The organism is Nocardia mexicana NBRC 108244 (assembly GCF_001613165.1).
GTDB classification, from domain to species: domain Bacteria; phylum Actinomycetota; class Actinomycetes; order Mycobacteriales; family Mycobacteriaceae; genus Nocardia; species Nocardia mexicana.
In genome coordinates, this window is record NZ_BDBV01000003.1 from 113,637 (window position 1) to 135,447 (window position 21,811).

At 68.4% G+C, this 21,811-nt stretch carries 23 protein-coding genes; 14 read left to right on the forward strand and 9 right to left on the reverse strand.

Going from position 1 to position 21,811, the window contains the following annotated elements; genetic code table 11:
* Window positions 1-13: 13 nt before the first annotated feature.
* Complete coding sequence (locus tag NM1_RS02225) at window positions 14-1,801, reverse strand: ABC transporter family substrate-binding protein (protein ID WP_068013383.1); 1,788 nt, start codon at window positions 1,799-1,801, stop codon at window positions 14-16.
* Between the two features lie 30 nt (window positions 1,802-1,831).
* Entirely contained in the window at window positions 1,832-3,733 is a 1,902-nt protein-coding gene (typA, locus tag NM1_RS02230; protein WP_068013238.1) for a translational GTPase TypA, read from the reverse strand.
* Window positions 3,734-3,901: 168 nt separating this feature from the next.
* On the opposite strand from typA, the gene NM1_RS42900 reads away from it, so the two are divergent.
* Both NM1_RS42900 and NM1_RS02235 read left to right on the forward strand, forming a co-directional pair.
* The gene (locus NM1_RS42900; protein WP_169814185.1) at window positions 3,902-4,078 is read left to right on the forward strand and encodes a hypothetical protein; all 177 of its coding nucleotides are present in this window, start codon (window positions 3,902-3,904) and stop codon (window positions 4,076-4,078) included.
* A 20-nt stretch (window positions 4,079-4,098) separates the two neighbouring features.
* On the forward strand, window positions 4,099-4,392 hold the full coding sequence (locus NM1_RS02235; protein WP_068013240.1) for a 4a-hydroxytetrahydrobiopterin dehydratase: 294 nt from the start codon (window positions 4,099-4,101) through the stop codon (window positions 4,390-4,392).
* Here NM1_RS02235 and NM1_RS02240 read toward each other — a convergent pair.
* Window positions 4,304-5,644 (reverse strand): mannosyltransferase, encoded by a 1,341-nt coding sequence (locus NM1_RS02240; RefSeq protein ID WP_373864012.1) that lies wholly within the window; start codon window positions 5,642-5,644, stop codon window positions 4,304-4,306. The two genes, NM1_RS02235 and NM1_RS02240, sit on opposite strands and share 89 nt — an antisense overlap.
* 263 nt (window positions 5,645-5,907) lie before the next feature.
* On the opposite strand from NM1_RS02240, the gene NM1_RS02245 reads away from it, so the two are divergent.
* On the forward strand, window positions 5,908-6,744 hold the full coding sequence (locus tag NM1_RS02245; RefSeq protein WP_068013243.1) for an Rv1157c family protein: 837 nt from the start codon (window positions 5,908-5,910) through the stop codon (window positions 6,742-6,744).
* 189 nt (window positions 6,745-6,933) lie between these two features.
* Complete coding sequence (locus tag NM1_RS02250) at window positions 6,934-7,248, forward strand: hypothetical protein (protein ID WP_068013387.1); 315 nt, start codon at window positions 6,934-6,936, stop codon at window positions 7,246-7,248.
* Window positions 7,249-7,255: 7 nt separating this feature from the next.
* Here the strand turns inward: NM1_RS02250 and NM1_RS02255 are convergent, their stop codons facing one another.
* The 3 genes from NM1_RS02255 to NM1_RS02265 form a co-directional block, all read right to left on the reverse strand.
* On the reverse strand, window positions 7,256-7,978 hold the full coding sequence (locus NM1_RS02255) for a DUF1906 domain-containing protein (protein WP_068013247.1): 723 nt from the start codon (window positions 7,976-7,978) through the stop codon (window positions 7,256-7,258).
* 184 nt (window positions 7,979-8,162) lie between these two features.
* Window positions 8,163-9,290, reverse strand: a complete 1,128-nt coding sequence (locus NM1_RS02260; protein ID WP_068013249.1) for a hypothetical protein — start codon at window positions 9,288-9,290, stop codon at window positions 8,163-8,165.
* 248 nt (window positions 9,291-9,538) lie between these two features.
* Window positions 9,539-10,156 (reverse strand): CHAP domain-containing protein, encoded by a 618-nt coding sequence (locus tag NM1_RS02265; RefSeq protein WP_174556825.1) that lies wholly within the window; start codon window positions 10,154-10,156, stop codon window positions 9,539-9,541.
* Between the two features lie 148 nt (window positions 10,157-10,304).
* Between NM1_RS02265 and NM1_RS02270 the strand changes: the two genes are divergently transcribed.
* Genes NM1_RS02270 through NM1_RS02285 form a run of 4 tightly spaced genes read left to right on the forward strand, consistent with a single transcriptional unit; the run spans window position 10,305 to window position 13,897 of the window.
* Window positions 10,305-10,955, forward strand: a complete 651-nt coding sequence (locus NM1_RS02270) for an ABC transporter permease (RefSeq protein WP_068013253.1) — start codon at window positions 10,305-10,307, stop codon at window positions 10,953-10,955.
* The gene (locus tag NM1_RS02275) at window positions 10,948-12,147 is read left to right on the forward strand and encodes an ABC transporter ATP-binding protein (protein ID WP_068013254.1); all 1,200 of its coding nucleotides are present in this window, start codon (window positions 10,948-10,950) and stop codon (window positions 12,145-12,147) included. The genes NM1_RS02270 and NM1_RS02275 overlap by 8 nt, the downstream gene beginning before the upstream one ends.
* A complete protein-coding gene (locus NM1_RS02280) occupies window positions 12,144-12,902 on the forward strand; it encodes an ABC transporter permease (protein ID WP_068013256.1) in 759 nt (252 codons plus the stop codon). Before NM1_RS02275 ends, NM1_RS02280 begins: the two co-directional genes overlap by 4 nt.
* Window positions 12,899-13,897, forward strand: coding sequence for a glycine betaine ABC transporter substrate-binding protein (locus NM1_RS02285; protein ID WP_068013260.1), 999 nt, complete (start codon window positions 12,899-12,901; stop codon window positions 13,895-13,897). Before NM1_RS02280 ends, NM1_RS02285 begins: the two co-directional genes overlap by 4 nt.
* Window positions 13,898-13,905: 8 nt before the next feature.
* On the opposite strand, the gene NM1_RS02290 is transcribed toward NM1_RS02285, so the two are convergent.
* A complete protein-coding gene (locus NM1_RS02290) occupies window positions 13,906-14,430 on the reverse strand; it encodes a hypothetical protein (RefSeq protein WP_068013262.1) in 525 nt (174 codons plus the stop codon).
* A 169-nt stretch (window positions 14,431-14,599) separates the two neighbouring features.
* Here NM1_RS02290 and NM1_RS02295 point away from each other — a divergent pair, with 169 nt between their 5' ends.
* Window positions 14,600-15,166, forward strand: a complete 567-nt coding sequence (locus NM1_RS02295; protein WP_147288915.1) for an HAD domain-containing protein — start codon at window positions 14,600-14,602, stop codon at window positions 15,164-15,166.
* An 85-nt stretch (window positions 15,167-15,251) separates the two neighbouring features.
* Window positions 15,252-15,929 (forward strand): respiratory nitrate reductase subunit gamma, encoded by a 678-nt coding sequence (locus tag NM1_RS02300; protein WP_169814186.1) that lies wholly within the window; start codon window positions 15,252-15,254, stop codon window positions 15,927-15,929.
* 9 nt (window positions 15,930-15,938) lie between these two features.
* Here NM1_RS02300 and NM1_RS02305 read toward each other — a convergent pair whose 3' ends face one another.
* Window positions 15,939-17,309 carry an ABC1 kinase family protein gene (locus NM1_RS02305; protein ID WP_068013269.1) on the reverse strand — a complete coding sequence of 457 codons (1,371 nt, stop codon included), beginning with the start codon at window positions 17,307-17,309 and terminating at the stop codon, window positions 15,939-15,941.
* A gap of 131 nt (window positions 17,310-17,440) precedes the next feature.
* On the opposite strand from NM1_RS02305, the gene NM1_RS02310 reads away from it, so the two are divergent.
* From NM1_RS02310 to NM1_RS02320, 3 genes are all read left to right on the forward strand, one after another.
* Complete coding sequence (locus NM1_RS02310) at window positions 17,441-18,070, forward strand: TetR/AcrR family transcriptional regulator (RefSeq protein ID WP_068013271.1); 630 nt, start codon at window positions 17,441-17,443, stop codon at window positions 18,068-18,070.
* A 232-nt stretch (window positions 18,071-18,302) separates the two neighbouring features.
* Entirely contained in the window at window positions 18,303-19,586 is a 1,284-nt protein-coding gene (locus NM1_RS02315) for a PucR family transcriptional regulator (protein ID WP_068013274.1), read from the forward strand.
* Window positions 19,587-19,683: 97 nt separating this feature from the next.
* On the forward strand, window positions 19,684-20,157 hold the full coding sequence (locus tag NM1_RS02320) for a flavodoxin family protein (protein ID WP_068013276.1): 474 nt from the start codon (window positions 19,684-19,686) through the stop codon (window positions 20,155-20,157).
* Between the two features lie 9 nt (window positions 20,158-20,166).
* On the opposite strand, the gene NM1_RS02325 is transcribed toward NM1_RS02320, so the two are convergent.
* Window positions 20,167-21,300, reverse strand: coding sequence for an epoxide hydrolase family protein (locus NM1_RS02325; protein ID WP_218022160.1), 1,134 nt, complete (start codon window positions 21,298-21,300; stop codon window positions 20,167-20,169).
* A gap of 199 nt (window positions 21,301-21,499) precedes the next feature.
* Between NM1_RS02325 and NM1_RS02330 the strand changes: the two genes are divergently transcribed.
* The gene (locus NM1_RS02330) at window positions 21,500-21,691 is read left to right on the forward strand and encodes a YegP family protein (RefSeq protein WP_068013281.1); all 192 of its coding nucleotides are present in this window, start codon (window positions 21,500-21,502) and stop codon (window positions 21,689-21,691) included.
* Window positions 21,692-21,811: the final 120 nt, after the last annotated feature.

Here is a 21,811-nt window from a genome sequence, read left to right on the forward strand (position 1 = left end):
CTCGCAAGCTCGCTCACGACAACCGCCGCCAGGTCCCCGCCCCACCGAAGATCCCGACCTCGATGGCCCCGCTCAGCGATACTCCGTCCATCCGCGAGCTGGCCGCCGCCACCCCGTTGTCCTGCATGATCGGCAGCACGGTGGCCAGATCCCACAGCTTCGGCTCGGCCTCGCCGATCACCCTGGGCACGTCCTGCCCGCGCATGGCGGCGTCGATGGCGGGCTGCAGCGCCGGATCGCAGATGCCCGAGATATTGCTCGGCGCCTTGCGAAGATCCTCCACCCGCGACGACGTGTCGTCCTGCGGGGTGGCCGGCGGCGGCGGGCAGCCGTAGCGCGAGTCCAGCACGGTGGCCGGGTCGTTCCCGGCCCGATCCCAGCCCACGACCGCATCGACCGTGCCGTCCAGCAGCTCCTTGCCGTAGAGCTCCTCGGCGGGCAGGCTGCGCACGCTCGCATCGATGCCCGCACTGCGCAGCATGTCGGCGGCGGTGTTGGCCACGGCCAGCGCGGTGGTGTCCTTGTCCACCGCGCCCAGCCGGATGGCCAGTGTCCTGCCGTTCTTCACGACCTGGCGCGGCTGCGGCGCCGGTGATGTCGCCGAGGCGCCCACCGGTGGTGTCTCCGGAGCGCGCGCGTATCCGGCCTCGGCCAGCAGCGCGAACGCCTCGTCGGCCGAGAGCCGCGGTGGCGCGGTCGGCGCGTAGCCCGGATCCGAGGGCGAAAGCACCTGGGCCCGAGCCGGTTCCATCCATGCGCCGGTCTCGGCGCCGACGGTCGCCAGGAGCGTCGGATCCAGCAGCCCCAGTACGGCGTGGCGCACCCGCGGATCGGTGAGGTCGCCGACGCGGCCGTTGAGCGCCAGCTGCAGCTCGCGGGCCTGCGGCATCATCGAGGTGCGCACCGCCGGAATCGCCTGCAGCTGAGACTGAGTCGCCGTGCCGCCGCGCACCAGCGCCATCTGCGCATCCCCGGAGCGCAGCGATTCGGCCAGCTGCGCGGTGGTGCCGCCGCGCCGCAGCATGATCTGGTCCGGAACCGCGGGGGTGCTCCAGTAGCGGTCGTTGCGCTCGAGCAGGATCTCCTCGCGGCCGGAGTCGGCCTGCTTGACCCGGAACTGCCCGCCCGAGATCGGGTTCTGATCGATGAGGCCGCGCTCGACGGCCAGCGCCCGCTGGAAGCCGCCCGGCGAATCCTTCAGCAGATGCGACGGCAGCAGATCGGTGAACAGCTGCCGCCACGCCGGATACGGCTCCCGGAAGGTCACGGTCACCGTCTTGCCGCCGTCGGAGGAGCCCACATCCGAGATCTGGCGGTACCCGGCGGGATCCACGACCCCGGGCTGGGTGATCATCTGCTGCCACAGGTACCGGAAGTCCTCGGCGGCGATCGGCGCACCGTCGGACCACGACGCCTGGTTCTGGATCTTGTAGGTGAGGGTGAACGGCTCCTGCGCGGTCACGTCCGCCGACACCATCAGCGCGTTGTCGGGCACCCAGTCGGTCGCGCCGGGCACCGTCGGCGAGGGCACCGGCCGGAACGGGCTGGGGAACACCGCCGAACTGACCGCGTTGGTGGCCGGCGACTGATTGGACCGCAGATGCGGGTTGAACCCGATCCCGATGTCGTCGACGGCCACCACCACCGTGCTCTTGGTGGGCTTGGCGGGCGTGGTCTTGGGGCTGTCGGTGCTCTCGATCGGCGGCGGCGGATTCGCGGTGCACCCGGCGAGCACCGTCACCGATGCCACCAGCAGCAACACCACCGCACGCCAGTTGGTGCGAAAACTCGGCCCCGACATCACGACCGGCACTCTACAGATCGCCAGGTGTCAGGCGTTCTGCGCGGCGCGGTCGCGGGCCTTGCGGCGGGAGGCCTCGCGCCCACGCTCGGTGGCGCCGAGGATGACCTTGCGCACCCGCACCACCTCGGGAGTCACCTCGACGCATTCGTCGCCGGCGCAGAACTCCATCGCGGCTTCCAGATCCAGCTGCAGCGGCTTGGCGAGGGTCTCCAGCACGTCGCCGGTGGCCGACCGCATATTGGTCAGCTTCTTCTCGCGGGTGACGTTGATGTCGAGATCCTCGGCGCGCGGGTTCACGCCGACGACCATGCCCTCGTAGGTGTCCGCGCCCGGCTCGACGAAGAACTGGCCGCGGTCGGCGAGCTGGATCATGGCGAACGGCGTCACCGATCCGGCGCGGTCCGACACCAGCGAACCGGTGTGCCGGGCACGGATCTCGCCGGCCCACGGCGCGTATCCGTCGAAGACGGCGTTGGCGATACCCGTGCCGCGGGTTTCGGTGAGGAAGTCGGTGCGGAAGCCGATCAGGCCCCGCGACGGGACGATGAACTCCATGCGCACCCATCCGGCGGCGTGGTTGCTCATCTGCACCATCTTGCCCTTGCGGGCGGCCAGCAGCTGCGTGATGGCGCCCAGGTATTCGTCGGGGCAATCGATGGTCAGCTCTTCGTACGGTTCGTGCACCTTGCCGTCGACCTGCTTGGTCACCACCTGCGGCTTACCGACGGTCAGCTCGAAACCCTCGCGGCGCATCTGCTCGACGAGGATCGCCAGGGCGAGCTCACCGCGGCCCTGCACCTCCCACGCGTCGGGGCGGCCGATATCGAGCACCCGCAGCGACACGTTGCCGACCAGCTCCTGATCCAGGCGCGCCTTCACCATGCGGGCGGTGAGCTTGTGCCCCTGCACCCGGCCGACCAGCGGCGAGGTGTTGGTGCCGATGGTCACCGAGATGGCGGGCTCGTCGACGGTGATGCGTGGCAGCGCCACCGGATTCTCGGTGTCGGCGAGCGTGTCGCCGATCATGATGTCCGGGATGCCCGCGATGGCGACGATATCGCCCGCGATGGCCTCCTCGCCGGGCTGCCGCTCGACGCCGACGGTCTGCAGCAGCTCGGTGATCTTGACCGTCTTGGTGCCGTCGCCGTGCATCCACGCGACGTTCTGGCCCTTGCGCAGCGTGCCGTTGTGCACGCGGACCAGGGCGAGACGGCCCAGGAAGGGCGAGGCGTCGAGGTTGGTGACGTGCGCCTGCAGCGGCGCCGAGGCGTCGCCCTTGGGGGCGGGCACGTACTTCAGCAGCACCTCGAACAGCTCGTCGAGGTTCTCCGCGTCGGGATTGGTGCCGTTCTCGGGTCGGCTGGTCGAGGCCTTGCCCGCGCGGCCGGAGGCGTAGAGAACGGGGAGATCCAGGGCTAGCTCGGCGGCCTCGGAGGCATCGTCGTCGAGGTCGGAGGCCAGATCCAGCAGCAGGTCGTGCGACTCCTCCACGACCTCGGCGATGCGCGCGTCGGGGCGGTCGGTCTTGTTGACCACCAGAATCACCGGGAGCGACGCCGCGAGCGCCTTGCGCAGCACGAAGCGGGTCTGGGGCAGCGGCCCCTCCGAGGCGTCGACCAGCAGCACGACGCCGTCGACCATGGACAGGCCGCGCTCGACCTCGCCGCCGAAGTCGGCGTGGCCGGGGGTGTCGATGACATTGATCACGGTGACGCTGCCGTCGGCGTTGTGCCGGTGCACGGCGGTGTTCTTGGCGAGAATGGTGATGCCCTTCTCGCGCTCGAGATCGCCCGAATCCATCACGCGATCGACGAGCTCGGCCCGCTCGGCGAACGCGCCGGACTGCCTGAGCATCGCGTCGACCAGCGTCGTCTTGCCGTGGTCGACGTGAGCAACGATTGCTACGTTGCGAAACTCGACAGACGACACGTTGAATCCTCCTGCTGAATGAGATGGTTGCCGGCCAACCCTCGCCGTAGAGGGTCAGTGCAAGACAGGTGGACGAGTGACTCACCGGGCATGCGGCCAGATACACAGTACCGAAATGCGGCGCGACCCCAGATTCCGGGCCGCCCTGGTTAGGCTATGCTTACCTTCATGGGCAAGGTCAAGGCCAAGGAGGTTTCCCGCCTCAAGCCGAAGAAGAAGTGCTGTCGCAAGAAGACGCGCTGCGTGAAATGCCCTGTCGTGATCATGCGGATGAAGAAGGCCGAGTCCGCGGGGGTATGCGGAAAAGACCTCAAGAAGTACCTCAAGCAGGCACGCGCGGCCTGAGTCGAGAGTAGAACCGGGGTATGAGCACCCCACTGCTGACCGACGACGAAATCGCTACCGCACTCGGCGAGCTGCCGGACTGGACTCGTACCGGCAACAGTATCGCCCGCACCATCGAGGCGCCCTCCTTCCTGGCCGGAATCGAGCTGGTACGCCGGGTCGCGGGTGCCGCCGAGGCCGCCAATCACCACCCCGACATCGATATCCGCTGGCGCCGAGTCACTTTCACGCTGTCCACCCACTCCGAGGGCGGGCTGACCCGGCTGGATGCGGCGCTCGCCCAGGAGATCGATCGACTGGCTCAGGAGAGCTGAGCGGTCGCTCCCGACCGAAGCGAATCACCCAGAGGTAGAAGGCAATCACGCCGATCAGGTCGACCGCGCCCAGCCAGGACAGGATGCCCGGCCGGGAGATCGTCCAGATCGTGGGCTGGAAGAACGACAGCACCCAGGGCAGCCCGATCAACGCGGTCGCCAGCCAGTAGCCGGCCAGGATCCGGGCGCCCGCCACCGCCCGCATCGGCCCGTACAGCAGCCACAGCACGACCGGTAGCAGCCACACCCAGTGGTGCGACCACGAGATCGGCGACGCCAGCAGCCCGAACAGCTGCACCACCAGCAGCGCTCCCAGCCGATCCCCCGCGCCGAGGGCACGCCAGGCGAAGAAGGCCAGCACCGCGACGACCACGACCCCGCCGAGCCACCACGGCCCGAACGGGATTCGATGTCCGCCGACGTGCCATGGCGCACCTGCGTCATAGCCCAGGATTCGGGTCAGCGCTCCCCGCAGCGATTGATTCCAGACCGAGCCCACCGGTCCGATGCGGTTGGCATCACCGATCAGCGGGCCGAAGTACGTGCGGGTCTCGGCCGGGGAGATGGCGAAACTCACCCCGACCGTCGCCGCGAAGACCACCGCGGCCCAGACCGCGCTGGCCCACCGGCGCTGGGTCAGGAAGTACAGCCCGGTGACCGCCGGTGTCAGCTTCACCCCGGCCGCCACGCCGACCAGCAGGCCCGACAGCCACCACGCCGTGTAATAGGCGGCGGCCATCCCGGCCAGCACCAGGAAGACGTTGACCTGCCCGTAGTCCATGGTCGTGCGGGTCGGCTCCAGCCACAGTCCGACCGCGGTCCAGCCGATCGCGGCCGTGCGCCAACGACTCTCGCGTGCGGCGTCGCCGAGCAGCAGCGCGAAGCTGATCCGCACCACCGCGTACAGCGCCGCCGCGATCAGCAGCAGCCAGGCCACCGCGACCAGGGTGAACGGCAGGAAATGCAGCGGATAGAACACCACGGCCGCGAACGGCGGATAGGTGAAGGGCAGCGGGAAGTCCGGGGTCTTCTCCGCGTAGGTGTAGTCGAAGAGGTGGCCGCTGCCCAGGCTGGCGGCGCCGTCGACGTAGACGTGCAGGTCGACCAGGTTCATCCCGTTGGGCGAGAACAGCATCCACGCCAGCCGTGCGAGTATCGATAAGCCCAGCGCGGTCAGGGCGACGCGGCGTCCACCTCCGGTCCCGTCGCTACCGCCGGAGGCCAATCGGAGCAGTCGGTTCACGGCGTGCAAACTTTCCGGTCGGTGACGGGCCGGGACAAGATTACCGGCGGCGGTCACGGGGCCGAGAACGGCCTATCTTGTAACATTTGCATCACTGATCACTCCAGTAACACCGGAATGGGGTTATGGTCCGGGAACGGCAAATAACCGACGAATAGCTGTTGGCAAGATCGCGGTACGGCTGTACAACACGGCTGCTCTATCCCTAAAGTGACGCAAGCGATGCGGCCGCATCGCCGGATGAGGTACCCGAGGTAAGGACGGCTACACCAGTGCTTCGCACCAGAGGATCGCGGTTCGCAGTGTCCGCACTGGCCCTCGCGGCCGGCGCCAGCGTCGCCGCGTCTACGGCGGTCGCCGCTCCGGCGCCGAAGCCGCAGGCCCCGGCCAGCGCCCCACTGATTCCCGAGGGTGTGCCGATCGATGCGATCGCCAACCTGGCGCCGGCCATCGTCGGTGCCGCCGCGGGCGCCGCCGATATCGCCTCGCCCGGCCAGCAGACCATTCTGGACCAGGCCAAGCAGATCCTGAACTCGGCCAACCTGCCGCCCCAGGTGAAGGCGGCGCTGCAGGCCATCATCAAATTCCTCGACGGCAGCGGTGGCGGCGGCCCGGAGCTCCCGGAGAACGGGCCCAATATCGCGCAGTTCCTCTACCCGACCATCGGCAAGGGCTGCATCGGACCGGGCACCGATTCGGTCGGCACCGCGCTGGCCGTTCCCGGCCCGGCCGAACTGCCGCCGCCCGGCCCGCAGGGCGGCCAGGCCGGATTCGTGTTCACGGCGCTGGGCACCAAAGGCCTGACGCCGCAGCAGAATCCGCCGATGACCGTGCAGTGGCTGAACCTGGACACCCGGCAGAGCGCCATCCAGCCGCTGACCGACGAGGCGCATATCAACCCCGACGGCCCGGCCACCCTGTCGGCCATCGCCAACACCGGCCCCGGCCGCGTGATCGCCGTGGTCTCCGGCTCGCTGACCACGCAGTCCGACGCCGAGAAGCCGCCGATCACCTGCTCGTTCCTGCCGACGCTCGGCTTCTTCAACGTCGCACCGGCGGCCCCTGCGGCGCTGGCACAGACGCAACCGCAGGCGCAGTCGCAGCGTTAACCCCTAGAGGCACAGGCCCGGAGTTGTCACAGAGACGACACTCCGGGCTTTTTGCTGCCATTAGCCCGGCAACCGGCTGTGACCTGTGGTAAACCGACAACTATGGCGACTGTCGATCAGCTCGTACGGTCCGCAGATTCCACCGCACCGGCGGCGCGCAAGCCCGGTGGCCGCTCCCGCCGGTCCGTCATGTCGCGCCGCTCCTACAAATCGGTGCTGTCCTCGCGCTCGCACCGATCGATCCTGTCCTTCCGCTCCGAGGGCTCGATCCTGTCCATCGGCTCGGCCTATTCGATCCTGTCCGTCGGCAGCGTGGGCTCGGTGCTGTCGGTCGGCTCCGTCGGCTCGTTCTTCAGCCTGGGCTCGGCGTTCTCCGGGCTGTCGCGCTGGTCGCTGTTCTCCTGGATGGGCGTGCGCGAGGCGCCGGAGGCCCGGCCACTGCTCTCGGTGGTCCCCGATGAGCCGGACCTCTGCGCCGACCCGACCTGCCACTGCCAGACCTGAGGCGCGGCTACCACCACTGTCCGTACTGCGGGGTGAGGATGTCGTTGACGTCCACACCCACTCCCCCGACCGAGCGCTTATCGATCTCGAACTGGTGCAGGTTCGCCGAGGGATGCACGTAGCCCTTCTGGGTGCCCCAGTTGTGCTGCCAGAACCAGGATCCCAGCCCGGCGGCCTTCGCCCAGGTGATGGTCGGTGCGTTGGCGTAGACGCCGACGTTCTCGGCGCCGAGCACCGACTGCCAGCCCATCAGGTACGGGGCGATCATCGTGGCGAAGTCGGCCTCGGTGGGCTTGTCGTCGATGGAGGCGTAGATCGGCACGCCGTCGGGCCCGCCCGCCTCGCGGTGCAGTTCCAGGCCGCGTTCGGCGTGCTTCTTGCCCGCCTCCAGCCCGCCGCGCCAATCCGCGGTGTCGGCCTTGCCGTACTGGTAGCAGGACACGACCGACAGCCCGGCCTCCCGCAGCGCGTCGACCTCGATGGCGCGCAACGGCTTTCCCTCCATCCACTCCGCGCCCGGGCGGCGATCGGAGACGTACCGGATCACGCCGATATGCCCGGCGGCACGAATCTCCTCGGCCGCGGGCACCGCACCCGCATAGTCGAGCAGGGTGCCCAGTCCGGCTCCGGTGGCCGCGGAATTCGGGGCGAGGGCCGAGAGCCCGGCGGTGGCGGCTGCACCGGCGGCAACGCCGAACAGGGTGCGCCGAGACATGGGTGTAGAACGCATCGAAGTACTCCTTCGCGCAGTGCCTGACCTGGACCGGCCACCCTGCAGGGCCGGTTGGAACTGGCCCGGCGCACCTTCCCCAAGCTTGTGCGCGCCGGGAGCCTCGAACGTGAACTCATTTCACCACATGCACACAAGAACCGCCAGGCTCATTAGACACATCAATCACATGTGCCACATGGGATCAGGCAGCGCCGTCGATGCGCGTGCCTACGTCGATGGTGCGGAAGGAGGGGTCGGCCAGTTCACCGCGGATGACGGCCGCGACCTGGTGGGCGATCTGGTGGCGGATATTGCCGAGTTTGCCGAGGGCGCGGGCCCGCCAGCCCTCGGCGTGCAGGTCGACGGAGATGGTGTGCGGGTCGGGCGCGGAGGCGTCGATGACGATCAGTAGCGGATCGGCGGCGCGGGCGATCAGGACCAGCGGGATCTCCACCTCGGCGCGATAGTGGTTGGACTTGAGGACGTCGACCGTGATGTCCAGGGCCACCGGGATGGTCAGGTCGAACGACACCGGATCCTCGCCCACCCGGTCCGACAGCCGCGGCATCCGGACAGTGCCCTTCACCTCGACCGTCGCGGCCTCGCGCGGGCCGGTGCGCAGCGGGCCGACCTCGATGGGCCGCCCGGCCAGGCCCTCGACCACCTCGCGGACCCGCTCGGCGGTCACGATGAGCGGGAAGAAGCGCTGCCCGAATTCGTCGTAGCCGATCCAGTCGAAGCTCTCCTGCGCCAGATGCGGCGATCGGGTCCGGTTCAGGATCGCCTCGACGTCGAACACCCGCCCGCTGCGCGCGGCCGGATCGGCGAGCATGCCGTTGAGGCGGTTGGCCACCTCACGCTGCACCAGGACGGCGATCGGATCCAGCAGCAGCTCGAATGCGGCGCCGATGGCCTGCGCGCGCACCACGAAGCTGACGTCGCGGGCGGTGACCGGCGGGATATCGATGATGATCAGCAGCGGATCCGCGGTGCGCGCGTGCAGCGTGAGATCGATCTCGACGAGCGCCTCCAGCCGCAGCCGCTGCCCGCCCAGGGTGATGGTGACGTGCAGCGACACCGGTAGCCGCACCTCGAAGGTGACATGCGGACCGCTGCGCGCGATCACCGGCTTCCCCACGCTGCCCTCTGCGACGAAACCGGCCAGCCCCGCCGGACCGACCGAGAACGGGCCGATGGTCATCCCCCGCCCCGCCATCCCGGACACCGCGGCCTCGATGCGCGCCGGCGTCACCGCGTAGGTGACGAACCTCTCACCGAAATCCGCGTAGTCGATCCAGGTGGGATGGTCGTGGCCGTTGAACTGTCGCATGAGCTCCCGGAACCTCGCTGTGTCGGACGGCGTACGCGCCCATCATGACCCACCCCGAGCGCGGCACGAGGCGCCGGAGACCTGCCCGCGCCGTACGAGATGCAGTCCCTGTCCTGCCGATGAGGGGGCAGCAGGACAGGGCCCGCGACGGCGGCGCTGCCGGGCACCGCCGGGTTCATCGTAGGGACGAGGTGCACGTCGGGCACCTCCCCCACCAGCCAGATATATCCCCCGCAGGTGGATACGTTTCACAAACGACCGAACCCGACCATACCCGGAATCTCGGCCCGGATGTAATGGTGAATTCCGATAACTCCCCGCTCGTTTCCGCCGATCGTGGTCAGCGTGGCCGAATCGGCCGCCAGCACGATATTGGTGTGCTGGCCGAACGGGCTGGTCGCGTCGTAGAGCACCACATCCCCCGCTCGCGGCAGGTAGCCGGAGTCGGCGGCGGCGAACCGGCCCTCTCCTTCGAAGTATTCCTGCAGCGTATAGACTCCCGGGATGCGCCAGGACCCGGAATTGGGGTTGGCCAGCGGGCGCCCGGCCGCGCGCATCACCCAGCTCACGAAGTCCGCGCACCAGGGCTCCTCGACGCCCTCGGCGTACTCGAGGCCGTCGCCGGGGTTGTCGTATTCGCCGCGTACCACCTCGACGATGCGGGCCTGATCGGCGTCGAGGCCGGTCGGATCGATGTCGGGGAAGGCGGTCAATCGCTCGCCCGCGATCGCCGCGGGGGCCGAATTGTGCTGCCACCATTGCATTCCCGCAACCACGGCGACGGCGAGCACGAGCGCGAGGCCCGCCGCGGCCCACCATGCCTTCGCGCGTGCCCTGCCCGGCGTTGCCGTCCCACCCCGAGTCATCGAGTCCTCCGCCTCACCGTCTGCTCCGTCCCGGCCCGACGATACTGAGACGGTATCGCCATTGCGACAAACCGGCCGAAATGCCATACCTTTTCGCCCCGTGTCGATACACTCTGCCCGGACGTCGAGGATGCGGGAGGGCTAAACCCTGGACACGCTGTGGAACTTCGTCGTCGATCACCGAAACCAGCTGCTGACCGACTCGTATCTGCATGTCTCGGCGGTCGTACAGTCCGTGCTGCTCGCGACCGTGGTGGCGGTGCTGATCGGCATCGCCGTCCATCGCAGCCCGTGGGGCTCGGCGCTGTCCACGGCGGCCGCCAGCATCATTCTGACGGTTCCGTCGTTCGCCCTGCTGGGCCTGCTCATTCCGGCGATGGGCCTGGGCGTGATGCCGACCGTCACGGCCCTGGTGCTGTACGCGCTGCTGCCGATCCTGCGCAACACCATCATCGGCCTGGCCGGGGTCGACCCGGCCGTGGCCGACGCGGCCCGCGGTGTGGGCATGAACCGGCTGCGCGTGCTGGCCCGGATCGAGATGCCGCTGGCCTGGCCGTCGATCCTGGCGGGCATCCGCGTCAGCACGCAGCTGAGCATGGGCATTCTGGCCATGGCCGCCTACGCCAAGGGCCCGGGCCTGGGCAACCTGATCTTCTCCGGCCTGGCCCGGCTGGGCAGCCCGACCGCGGTGCCGATGGCGCTGACCGGCACGGTGCTGATCATCGTGCTGGCGCTCGCGCTCGATGCCGCGCTCGTTCTCATCGGCCGCCTCACCACCCCGAGGGGAATCCGTGACTGATACCGCGACCGCCGCCTCCGAGCACACCGAGGAGCATCCCCGGGCCGAGATCGTGCTCGATTCGGTCACCAAACGCTATCCGGGACAGCGGGATCCGGCCGTCGAGAACGTCTCGCTCACCATTCCCGCCGGGGAGACCGTGGTCTTCGTCGGCCCGTCGGGCTGCGGCAAGACCACCACGATGCGGATGATCAACCGGCTCATCGAGCCGACGTCGGGCACCATCACGATCGCGGGCCGCGACGTCACCCGCGTCAACCCGGACAGGCTGCGCCGCGAGATCGGCTACTCGATCCAGCAGGCCGGGCTGTTCCCGCACATGACCGTGGCCCGCAATATCGCCACCGTGCCCGGGCTGCTCGGCTGGGACCGCGCCAAGATCACCGCCCGTATCGACGAGATGCTCGAGCTGGTCGGCCTCGATCCCGGCACCTTCCGCGACCGGTATCCGCGGCAGCTGTCGGGCGGGCAGCAGCAGCGCGTGGGCGTGGCGCGGGCGCTGGCGGCCGACCCCCCGGTGCTGCTGATGGACGAGCCGTTCGGCGCGGTCGACCCGATCACCCGCGGGTTGCTGCAGGACGAACTGCTGCACCTGCAGGCCGAACTCCACAAGACGATCGTCTTCGTCACCCACGACTTCAACGAGGCCGTCAAGCTCGGCGATCGAATCGCGGTGCTGGGCAACCAGTCCCGGATCCTGCAGTACGACACCCCCGCGGCGATCCTGGCCGAGCCCGCCGACGAGACGGTCGCCGGATTCGTCGGCGCCGACGCCGGGCTCAAGCAGCTCACCCTGGTCCGAGTCGAGGACGTCGAACTCGGCCAGTGCCCGACCGCGCTGGAAACCGACGACGTGGCGCCGCTGCGCACGACGCTCGCCGAGCGGGAGTGGAAGTGGGGCCTGGTCCTCGACACTCAGCGCCGCCCGCTGCGCTGGGTGTCGGCCGCGCAGCTGGCCTCGACCGCGTCGCTGCGCGACGTCGGATTGCCCGTGACGGGCACCGTCTCGCGGCGCTCGTCGCTGCAGGAGGCGCTCGAGGCGCTGCTGACCGAGAGCACCGCCAACGCCGTCGTCACCGGTCGCCGCGGCGAGTACGCCGGTCTGATCACCATCGATACGCTGGTATCGCACCTGTCCGATATGCGCGCCGAACACACCTCGGCCACAACGGATTCGGGCGAACAAACATGAGTGAGGTCACCGGTCATCCCGAGCGGCGGGCCGAACGCCTCCGCCTGTACGCCCAGCCGGTGCTGGCGATCGCGCTGGCCGTCGGCGTGCTGGTCTGGGGATTCAGCCGGACGCTGACCGCCACGCAGCAGGCCAGCATGAACGCCGACAACATCGCCACCGCCACCTGGGAGCACGTGGTGATCACGGCGACGGTCATCGCGATCGTGGTCGTGATCGCGGTGCCGCTCGGCACGCTGCTGACCCGGGCGCGGTATCGGCGGCTGGCACCGCTGTTCGTCGGCATCGCCAATATCGGCTCCGCCGCGCCGACCATCGGCCTGATCGTGCTCACCTACCTGTGGACGCAGAAGACCGGGTTCTGGGTCGGCGTCGGCCCGATCGCCCTGTACTCGCTGCTTCCGGTGCTGCGCAACACCATCCTCGGCTATCAGCAGGTCGATCCGATGCTCGTCGATGCCGGACGCGGTCAGGGCATGTCGGCGGCAACCGTGTTGCGCCGCATCGAGTTTCCCCTCGCCGTGCCCTACATCCTGGCCGGGCTGCGCACCTCCCTGGTGCTGGCGGTCGGGACCGCGACGCTGTCGTTCCTGGTGAGCGCGGGCGGCCTCGGCATCCTCATCGACACCGGCTACAAGCTGCGCGACAACGTGACGCTGTGGGTGGGCGCGATCCTCGCGGTCGCGCTGGCCCTGCTGGTGGACTGGCTCGGCGCGCTGGCCGAACGGTTCCTCGAGCCGAAGGGGTTGCGATGAGATCGGGCGGAATCCGGGCGTCGACGAGGTGGGCGAAGCTGGTCGCCGCCGTGGCCGCCGTCGGATTGTTGCTCTCCGGCTGTGGCCTGGAGGCGGGTGGCGCGGTCCCGCTGCGGGTCGGGCCCGGCAGTATCCAGCCCGTCCCCGAGCTGGACGGCGTGCGAATCATCGTGGGCTCCAAGGACTTCACCGAGCAGATCATCCTCGGCTACCTGATCGAATTCGCCCTCAGCGCCGCCGGGGCGGAGGTCCGCGACCTGACCGCCATCACCGGTTCCAACAGCCTGCGCGATGCGCAGTTGCACGGTCAGGTCGACGTCGCGTTCGACTACACCGGCACCGGGTGGATCAACTATCTCGGCAACGAGACGCCGATTCCCGACTCGGTCGGGCAGTTCGATGCGGTGCGCGACCAGGATCGCGACAAGCACGGCATGGTGTGGGCCGATATGGCGCCGATGAACAACACCTATGCCCTGGTGACCAGCGCGGAGAGCCAGCAGAAAACCGGCGCCGTCACCCTGTCGGACTACGCGCGCCTGGTGAACACCGACCCCGCCACCGGAAACACCTGCGTCGGTACGGAATTCAGCGTCCGCCAGGACGGGTTCCCGGGCCTGGTCCGCAAGTACGGCGTCGATATGGGCAAGGTGAAGAAGCAGGTCATGCAGGACGCGCTGGTGTACCCGGCGACGGCCAACGGCACCTGCCAGTTCGGATCCGTCGCCGCCACCGACGGCCGCATCCCGGCGCTGAACCTGAAACTGCTCGAGGACGACCAGAAGTTCTTCCCGAAATACAATGCGGCACTGGTGATGCGGGAATCCTTCGCCACCGCGCACCCGCAGGTCGCGCAGGTGATGGAGCCGATCTCGCGGCTGCTGACCAACGAGTCCATCACCGAACTCAACCGCAAGGTGGACGTCGAGGGTCAGGAGCCCGCGAACGTCGCCCGCGACTGGCTGGTCTCCCAGGGCTTCGTCACGGCACGCTGACCGCGGAGTCAGGCGATGGCGGTGCGTAGTGCCAGCCAGCCGTCCTGTGGCTCGGCGAAACCGTGGTACATCAGCGGAATGCGTTGGTCCACACCGAAATAGCGATACACGGCCAGCATGGCCCGGCGCACCGAATGATCTTCGAAGTCGTCGATGCGGCGCAGGCCGATCGGATGCTCGGGCAGCATCGACAGCCGGGCCAGTTCGGCCGGGTCCCCGGTGTCCAGGCCCAGCGGGCCGTCGGCGATGTAGTGATCGTGGTAGACGGTGCGCAGGCCCGCCCCGGGGATCGCCGGATGGTCGGCGGACTCGAACGCCACCAGCCGGGCCCGCGCTCCCGGCAGACAGCGGGCCTCGACCGACGCGATGAGATCCGGATCGCGGCGCGGGACGTCGCCGACCGGCGCCTGCTCCAGCAGGTGCAGCATGCAGGCGCCGCGCACGCGGGGTTCGGGGACGAGAAACAGGCTCACCATCGGGGCCCGGTGCGCCGCACCGGTGAGGCAGATTCTGGTGTGCAACGGATCGGACATCCGGTCTCCTGACGAAGAGGGCCGAGAGCTCGTTACCCAGTCAAATATGCCACAGACCTGCCCGCGTCGGCCAGGCCTCGATAGTCCGGCAAACCCGCGGCCGCGACGGATCGCCGCTCGGTGGACCGTGCGTCACGGTATCCTCGATACCGAGCCGGGGAGGGTGCGCATGATCGAACCACACCGTGCGGCAATACTTTTGGATGTCGACGGCCCGCTGAACCCCTACCCTTCGCGGGATCGGCCGCGGCCCATCGGATTTCGGCCGTATGTGGTGCGCCACCGGATCATCGCGGCGATCCCGCCGGTCGAACACCGCGTCTCGCTGAACCTCGAACTCGGCCCGCGGCTACTGGATCTCGCGGCCGAGAGCGATGCCGAGCTGGTCTGGGCGACGGCCTGGCAACATGAGGCCAACCGGCTCCTGAGCCCGGTGCTGGGCCTCCCGGCACTCGCGGTGATCGGCTTCGAGGACACCGGATTCCGGCATCGGGATGGCCATAACGGCAAACTTCCAGCAATCGCTCGATGGGCCGGCCGGCGGCCGTTCTGCTGGTTCGACGACGAGTTCCAGCCGGACGACCAGGGCTGGGCCCGGCGGCGCAGCGACTCCGGAGCGCCGACCCGGCTGATCGCGGTCGACCGGTACGACGGGCTGCAGCCCGCGCACCTCGACACGGCGCGCGCATTCCTGCGGCAACTGCACACGGCGATTCGTCCGGATACGCACCGGTAGGTGTCCAAGGTCCCTTGCCCGCAATTTGCGCCTCTGCGAGCGTGAGGGTCCCGACATCCCCAGACGGAAGGCGATGATCCGACCCGTGACGGTTCTGCTGTGGATCGTACTGCCCTACTGCGCGCTGGGATCTTTTGCGCTGGGCCATCTCTGGCGCTTTCGCCGCGACCGCTTCCGCCCGTCGCCGGACGCCGACCGTGCCGAGTGGTACGGCGCGATCGCGTTCCGGCTCGGCGCGACCCTCGTCGTGGCCGCCCGACTCACCGACCTGCTCGCCTCGGGCCCGCACAACCACCCGCCCGAGGCGTTCTACCTCGTCATCCTCGCGGTCGAGGTGGTCGCGCTACCCACCGCCGCCGCGGGTGCGGTGATGCTGATCCTGCCGTCGATGATCGCGGGCACGCACCGTACACCGATCACACCGGTGGACCGCATCACCCTCCCCGTCCTGACCGCGATGCTGCTGTCCGGCGTCCTCATCAGGATGGATCCGAACTCGACCGGCGACCACTACCGCACCGCCGAGACGCTGTTCACCTGGGCTCGTTCGCTGCCGACCCTGCACCCGAACCCGGCCGCGATGGCCGCGGCCCCCGCCCTCTACCAGGCCCGGGGCCTGATCATCGTCCTGCTCCTCGCCGTCTGGCCGTACACCCGGCTGGCGGACCTGTTCGCGGGACCGATCGTCGGATGGGTGTCCCGGCGCCGGACCGATCTGGCCCGGCTCACCCCGATCGCGGGCAATTCCGGTCTCGGAGTGTAACTTTCGGCGTCAGGCTCGGCTCTGCCAGCGCGCCACCGTCTGCCCGATGCCGGTGGTCGGCGGCTCGCGATAGAGCCACTCCCGGGCGATGCGATGCCAGTTGTTGGTGGTCTCCAACTGGCCCAGCGCCGCGAAGGTGAACAGGTCCACTCGCCGCGAGAAAACATGCTCGGGTGGCAGCCGCTGCTGCCGCATTCCCTGGAATTCGGCGGCCCGGGGGTCTACGGCGAGCACGACCGCGCCGGTGGCGAGTTCGGGAGTGATCGTTATTTCCTCGTCGAGCAGATGCCAGCCCGCGGCGGCCCACACGTACTCCAGCACTTCCTGCGGATCGATACTCGCGTCGGGTTCGATGATGCCGCGCCCGACCCACAGGTCGTACAGGTCCTGCGCGCGATATTCGCCCGCCGCCCGCATGCCCGTGCGCTCCAGTTCGACATACTCCGGCTCCATGGAGTGATAGAGCCCGAAATCCACGAATCCCACCCGGCCGTCGGCCGCGAGCATGATGTTGCCGGGGTGCGGATCGCCGCAGAACTGGTAGTCGGAGAACACGGTATTGACGTAGAAGCGATAGATGAGCTCGCCGATCCGATTGCGATCGTCGACCGGTAGCTCCTGGATCTCCGGAAACGATTTCCCGTCTAGGAATTCGGTTACCAGCACGTTGTGCCCGCACAGTTCTTCGACGCTGTCGGGGACGGTGATGAACGGATGATCCCGGTAGCGCGACGCCACGTGATGCTGGCTGCGGGCCTCGCGCTCGTAATCGAGTTCGCTGCCGATATTGCGGGCGATCTCGTCCAGCACCTCGTTGTCGGCCGCGCTGGGCAGAATGGATTTCCAGAGCCGGCTGATCATCACCAGATTGCGCATATCGGCCTCGACGGCCCGGTCCACACCCGGATATTTGACCTTCACCGCGACCCGGCGCCCGTCGCGCAGGGTGGCCCGATAGACCTGACCGATCGAGGCCGCGGCTATCGGTTCCTCGTCGAAATCGGCGAAGACCCGCGCCATCGGCCCGAGATCGTCCTCGATCACCTTGCGCATGGCCGCGAACGGGGCCGCCGGAGCCTGATCGCGCAGCTCGGCGAGCTTGTCGCGAAACATCTCGCGATGCGATTCCGGGAGCAGGTCGACATCGAGAACCGAGAGCATCTGGCCCAGCTTCATCGCCGCGCCCTTCATGCCGCCGAGCACGGTGACGAGCTGCTGCGCGGTCTGCAGGGTGGACCGCTCGGCCAGGACCTGCCGGGCCTGGTCGGGCTTTCCGATCATGGACAGCCGCGTACCGACTCCGCGAATGGCCTGCCCCGCAACCAGTCGGCCCATCCTGCCGCCCCGCGCGAGACGACCCTTCGGCACCCGATTGCCCACTATCGCACCTCCATTGGCACATCTTCCGAGCGATGCGGTGTTCACTCTGCACGTTTTCGCCCCGTAGCAACAGGGGCGGTGACTAAACTGAGCGATGCTCATCTTCTAGCGACAGCAGGCAGGAGGTCGCGATGCCATCGAAAACTGTGGGCCAGCGTCGTCGTCCGACACAGGACCGGGCCAAGGCAACCAGGGAGCACATCCTGGACACTGCCGCACAGCTTTTCGGGGAGCGCGGCATCGCCAATACCTCGACGAATCGCATCGCGGCCGAGGCCGGGGTGAGCGTCGGCACCGTCTACCGATACTTCTCCGATCGCTCCGTCATCGTCGAAGAACTGCTCGGGCGGCTGCTCGAGAACGTCGAAAGACGCTTCACACAGCGGGTGTTCGGCATGTCGGAGAAATCCATCCTGGAGCTGGTCACCGGCATCCTGGAGGTCATCACCGACGAGCTGGTGGCCAATGCCAAGCTGGTGCGGGCGCTGGTGGCGGGGGTGCAGTTCTACAGCAGCGGCATCCCCGAATTCGAACCGCGCCTGCGCCTGCTGGTGAAGGTGCTGGTGATCCAGTTGCTCGGCCCCGGCGACGACCACGAGTACGACGTGATGACATTCGTGCTGATCAACACGGGTTTCGCGGCGGTGCTCCGGGCGTCGGCACTGGAGGTCGACAGCCAGGAGCGCAAGGAGGCCATCGCAATGACCGCGCGCATGATGGCGGCCATGGCCGAGGCGGAAATCAAGGCCCGGGCCGCCTGAAACACCGCCGTCGCACAAAAAGTGAGCACCTCCCCAACTATCGGCTCACCATGACCCACATCGTTCCAGCCGCGAACGGACGAATTGCCTGCTGAAGGGCTATTTTTGCGACTGCCGACAACCTTTCAAAGAGGAGTAGAAGGTGAGCGCGCGCTCGGCTTACCGTTTCTGGCAGAGCAAACAGCGATAGCAGACCACCGCGTCTGACTCATGGTTGGAAGAGAGGTCGCCGATGACCGCCGACACGTCGAACAACCCAGGCCTGACGTATTCGGGCACCCCGTTGTCCGAACCGCTGAAGAACGTGCGCGCCCTGTCTCGGCAGATGGTGGGGCATTTCGTGGAGACGGTGGCGCCGTGCCGCACGCTGCCGGGCGACGCCATCCACGGCGACGTCACCAGCATCACCCGCCTGTGCCTGGAACTGGCGGTCAGCATGCTCGACGGTGTCGACGTCCCGGAGAAGATCCGCAAGCTCGAGGACACCGCCGCGCAGTGGGCGCGGGAGGGCGTGCCGATCGACACCATCCACCACGCCATCCACGAGGGCTTCCGCCTCGGATTCGACCTCGTGGTCACCAGTGCCACCAACAGCTACCGCCGCATGCGCGACGGCGACGAGGAGATGCTGCTGCTGCGCCGCGGCGACTACGACAACCTGATCGGCGGTGCGAAGCTCGTCGTCGACATGCTCGACACCATGACCACCGCGGTCTCGAAAGCCTATGTGCGCGAACTGCGGTCGGTGGTCAGCGAGCATCACACGGCCGTGCACACGCTCACCTCGGCGCTGCTCGGCGGGCACCCCACCTCGACCATGGCCCGCGAATGCGGCATCGAGATCGCCGAGCAGTACAACGTGCTGGCCCTGGCCATCCCGGCGCATCCCGAGGAGGCCAACCCGATGGTGGACGGCGCGGTGGTCGCCCGGCGCAAGCTGCGGCGCATTCAGGCCGCGCTCGCCACCGGACACGACGGCAACACGGTGCTGTCGCTGCTCAGCGTCGACGGCGGCACCCTGCTCATTCCCACCACCGACGGCGATACCGACGAACTCGACCGCCTCGTCACCGTGCTGTCGCAGGCGGCGCAGGTGCCCATCACGGCGACCGTCGTCACCGCGGGTTCCCACGACATTCCCGCGGCCGCCGACCGGGCACACCAACTGCTCGACATGGTGCACCGGCTGAAGCTCGTCCGGGGCCTGTACCGATTCGACGACATCGCCCTCGAATACCAGCTCACCCGGCCGGGTCCCGGCCGCGAGCACCTGGGCACCCTGCTCGATCCCCTGGACGCGCATCCCGAACTGCTCGAGACCCTGCAGCGGCACATCAGCAACAACCTCAACCGCCAGCGCACCGCGCACGCCCTGCACATCCACACCAACACGGTCGATTACCGGCTCAAGCGCATCGCCACCCTCACCGGATGCGATCCCACGCAGGCCAGCGGGCTGTGGTACCTGCGCTCGGCGCTCGTCGCGCGCAGCTATCGGCAGACCCATCCGGTGTAACGGAGACCACAGCGGCCGCCGTGTCACGGTCCCGGCTCGGGCGGTGTCTCAGAGATCGAGCAGATCAGGCGAGCACCACCGGGGAAGGACCGTCGTCATGAAGGCAATCATCGTGTGCACCTCCGTATCTCACGGCAATACGAGGAAGGTGGCCGATGTCCTGGGCCGGGTGCTGGGGGCCCGGGTCGTGGCACCGGAACAGATCGGGGCGGCGGAGCTGGCCGCCTACGACCTCGTGGGCTTCGGTTCGGGCATCTTCAACCTGGAGTTCCATCCGCGGCTCCTCGAATTCGTCCGGGCGCTGCCGCCGGAGCAGCGCGGCCGGGCGTTCGTCTTCACCAGCAGCGGCCTGCCGGAACCGCCGTTCCGCCCCTACATCCGTCGGCTGGCGCGCCTGCTCGAGCAGCGGGGCTTCCAGGTGGTCGACACGTTCGCGTGCCGCGCGTACGACACCTGGTTGCCGTTCAAGCTCGTCGGCGGTATTCGGAAGGGGCGGCCCGACGCCGCCGACCTCGAGGCGGCGCGCCTGTTCGCCGAGGGACTGCGGGACCGGGCCGGTGCCTCGTGCTGACGGGCGGATTCATTTCCGGTAGTCGCGGAACGTCGCGCGCAGATCGTCGACGATCAGGTCGGGTTCCTCCATGGCGGCGAAGTGGCCGCCCCGCTCGAGTTCGGTCCAGCGCACGATGTTGTGGTTCCGCTCGGCGATGCGGCGGATCAGGGCGCCACCGATGTCGTGCGGCATGACCGCCACGGCGACCGGCACATCGGTATCGGGCTCGGGCGAGCCCCACGTGGCGGCACCCTCGTAGTAGTAGCGCGCCGACGAACCGGCGGTGCCGTTGAGCCAATAGATCATGACGTTGGTCAGCATCGCGTCGCGGTCGACGGCGTCCTCGGGTGCGTCTGTGGAGTCGGTCCAGTCCTTGAATCTTTCGACGATCCAAGCCAATTGGCCCACCGGCGAGTCCGTGAGCGCGTAGGACAGCGTCTGCGGACGGCTGGCCTGCAGCAGCGCGTACGCACCGAACTGGAACTGGAAGTGCATCCCCTCCTCGGCAGCGCGCTGTTCGGCGGGATCGTCGGGGTCCGCGGTCTCGGCGGTCACCGTGGCCGACGCGATGTCGGTCAGGTGCACCGCGACCAGGTGCTCGGCGTCGATCACCGCCAACTGGCGGGAGATCGCCGCGCCGGTGTCCTCACCGTGCGCGGCGTAGCGCTCGTAGCCGAGGCGATGCATCAACTCGGCCCACGCCCGCGCGACCCGCGTCGTGGACCAGCCGACGGCGGTCCCGGACAGCCCGTAGCCGGGGATGGTGGGCACGACGACGTGGAAGGCGTCCTCCGGCCTGCCGCCGTGCGCCACCGGGTTGGTCAGCGGCTCGATCACCTCGAGGAATTCGACGATCGAACCGGGCCATCCGTGCGTGAGCACCAGGGGCAGGGCGTCGGGTTCGGCCGAGCTGACATGGATGAAATGCACACTGTGGCCGTCGATTTCGGTGCGGAACTGCGGGAAGGAGTTGAGCCGGGCCTCCTGCGCGCGCCAGTCGTAGGTGTGGCGCCAGTAGTCGGCCAGTTCCCGGGTGTAGTCCAGCGGGATGCCCTGCGCCCATCCGACGCCGGGAGCCTGATCGGGCCAGCGGGTGGCGTCCAGGCGACGGTTCAGGTCGTCCAGCTGTTCCTGGGGGACGTCGATGCGGAAGGGGGTGATGTCTGCGCTCATGAGAATTACCGTAGGAAGCACCTAGGACAACTTCTGCCCTAGATTTCGAGATGTCCGAAACCCGCGCCGAGCGGCACCTCGAGGCGGCGTGGACCGAAGGTGCATCCATCGGTGATTGAGGCTCGTCGATCCGGGCAAACCCATGTAGTAAGACGAGTTTCCCGACGAAATGAAACGGGAGGAAACAATGTCCGGCAAATTCGAACTCTTCGCTGACGCCGCCGATAAATTCCGTTGGCGCCTGAAGGCCGGCAACGGCGAGGTCATCGCCCAGAGCCAGGCCTACGCGACCAAGGACGCGGCGAAGAAGGGCATCACATCGGTGCAGAGCAACGCGGCCGGGGCGACGGTCGTCGACCTCGCCGACGCAACGCACTGACCGGCCTCGAATCGAGCCCCATCCGGCACGCCGGATGGGGCTCGGCACGTCCGCCGACACCCCCGAACCAGCAAACCCGCGGCATCCATGTCGGGTGCGCCTACCTGGGACGGACGCGTC

What these genes read in the sequence shown, in the direction of transcription:
- NM1_RS02280 (WP_068013256.1), top strand. Translation starts at nt 12,144, where the DNA reads ATGAGTGAGGTCACCGGTCATCCCGAGCGGCGGGCCGAACGCCTCCGC.
- NM1_RS42900 (WP_169814185.1), top strand. Translation starts at nt 3,902, where the DNA reads ATGGGCAAGGTCAAGGCCAAGGAGGTTTCCCGCCTCAAGCCGAAGAAG.
- NM1_RS02225 (WP_068013383.1), bottom strand. Translation starts at nt 1,801, where the DNA reads ATGTCGGGGCCGAGTTTTCGCACCAACTGGCGTGCGGTGGTGTTGCTG.
- NM1_RS02265 (WP_174556825.1), bottom strand. Translation starts at nt 10,156, where the DNA reads ATGACTCGGGGTGGGACGGCAACGCCGGGCAGGGCACGCGCGAAGGCA.
- NM1_RS02290 (WP_068013262.1), bottom strand. Translation starts at nt 14,430, where the DNA reads ATGTCCGATCCGTTGCACACCAGAATCTGCCTCACCGGTGCGGCGCAC.
- NM1_RS02315 (WP_068013274.1), top strand. Translation starts at nt 18,303, where the DNA reads ATGACCGCCGACACGTCGAACAACCCAGGCCTGACGTATTCGGGCACC.
- NM1_RS02235 (WP_068013240.1), top strand. Translation starts at nt 4,099, where the DNA reads ATGAGCACCCCACTGCTGACCGACGACGAAATCGCTACCGCACTCGGC.
- NM1_RS02330 (WP_068013281.1), top strand. Translation starts at nt 21,500, where the DNA reads ATGTCCGGCAAATTCGAACTCTTCGCTGACGCCGCCGATAAATTCCGT.
- NM1_RS02310 (WP_068013271.1), top strand. Translation starts at nt 17,441, where the DNA reads ATGCCATCGAAAACTGTGGGCCAGCGTCGTCGTCCGACACAGGACCGG.
- NM1_RS02250 (WP_068013387.1), top strand. Translation starts at nt 6,934, where the DNA reads ATGTCGCGCCGCTCCTACAAATCGGTGCTGTCCTCGCGCTCGCACCGA.
- NM1_RS02320 (WP_068013276.1), top strand. Translation starts at nt 19,684, where the DNA reads ATGAAGGCAATCATCGTGTGCACCTCCGTATCTCACGGCAATACGAGG.
- NM1_RS02260 (WP_068013249.1), bottom strand. Translation starts at nt 9,290, where the DNA reads ATGCGACAGTTCAACGGCCACGACCATCCCACCTGGATCGACTACGCG.
- NM1_RS02255 (WP_068013247.1), bottom strand. Translation starts at nt 7,978, where the DNA reads ATGCGTTCTACACCCATGTCTCGGCGCACCCTGTTCGGCGTTGCCGCC.
- NM1_RS02285 (WP_068013260.1), top strand. Translation starts at nt 12,899, where the DNA reads ATGAGATCGGGCGGAATCCGGGCGTCGACGAGGTGGGCGAAGCTGGTC.
- NM1_RS02295 (WP_147288915.1), top strand. Translation starts at nt 14,600, where the DNA reads ATGATCGAACCACACCGTGCGGCAATACTTTTGGATGTCGACGGCCCG.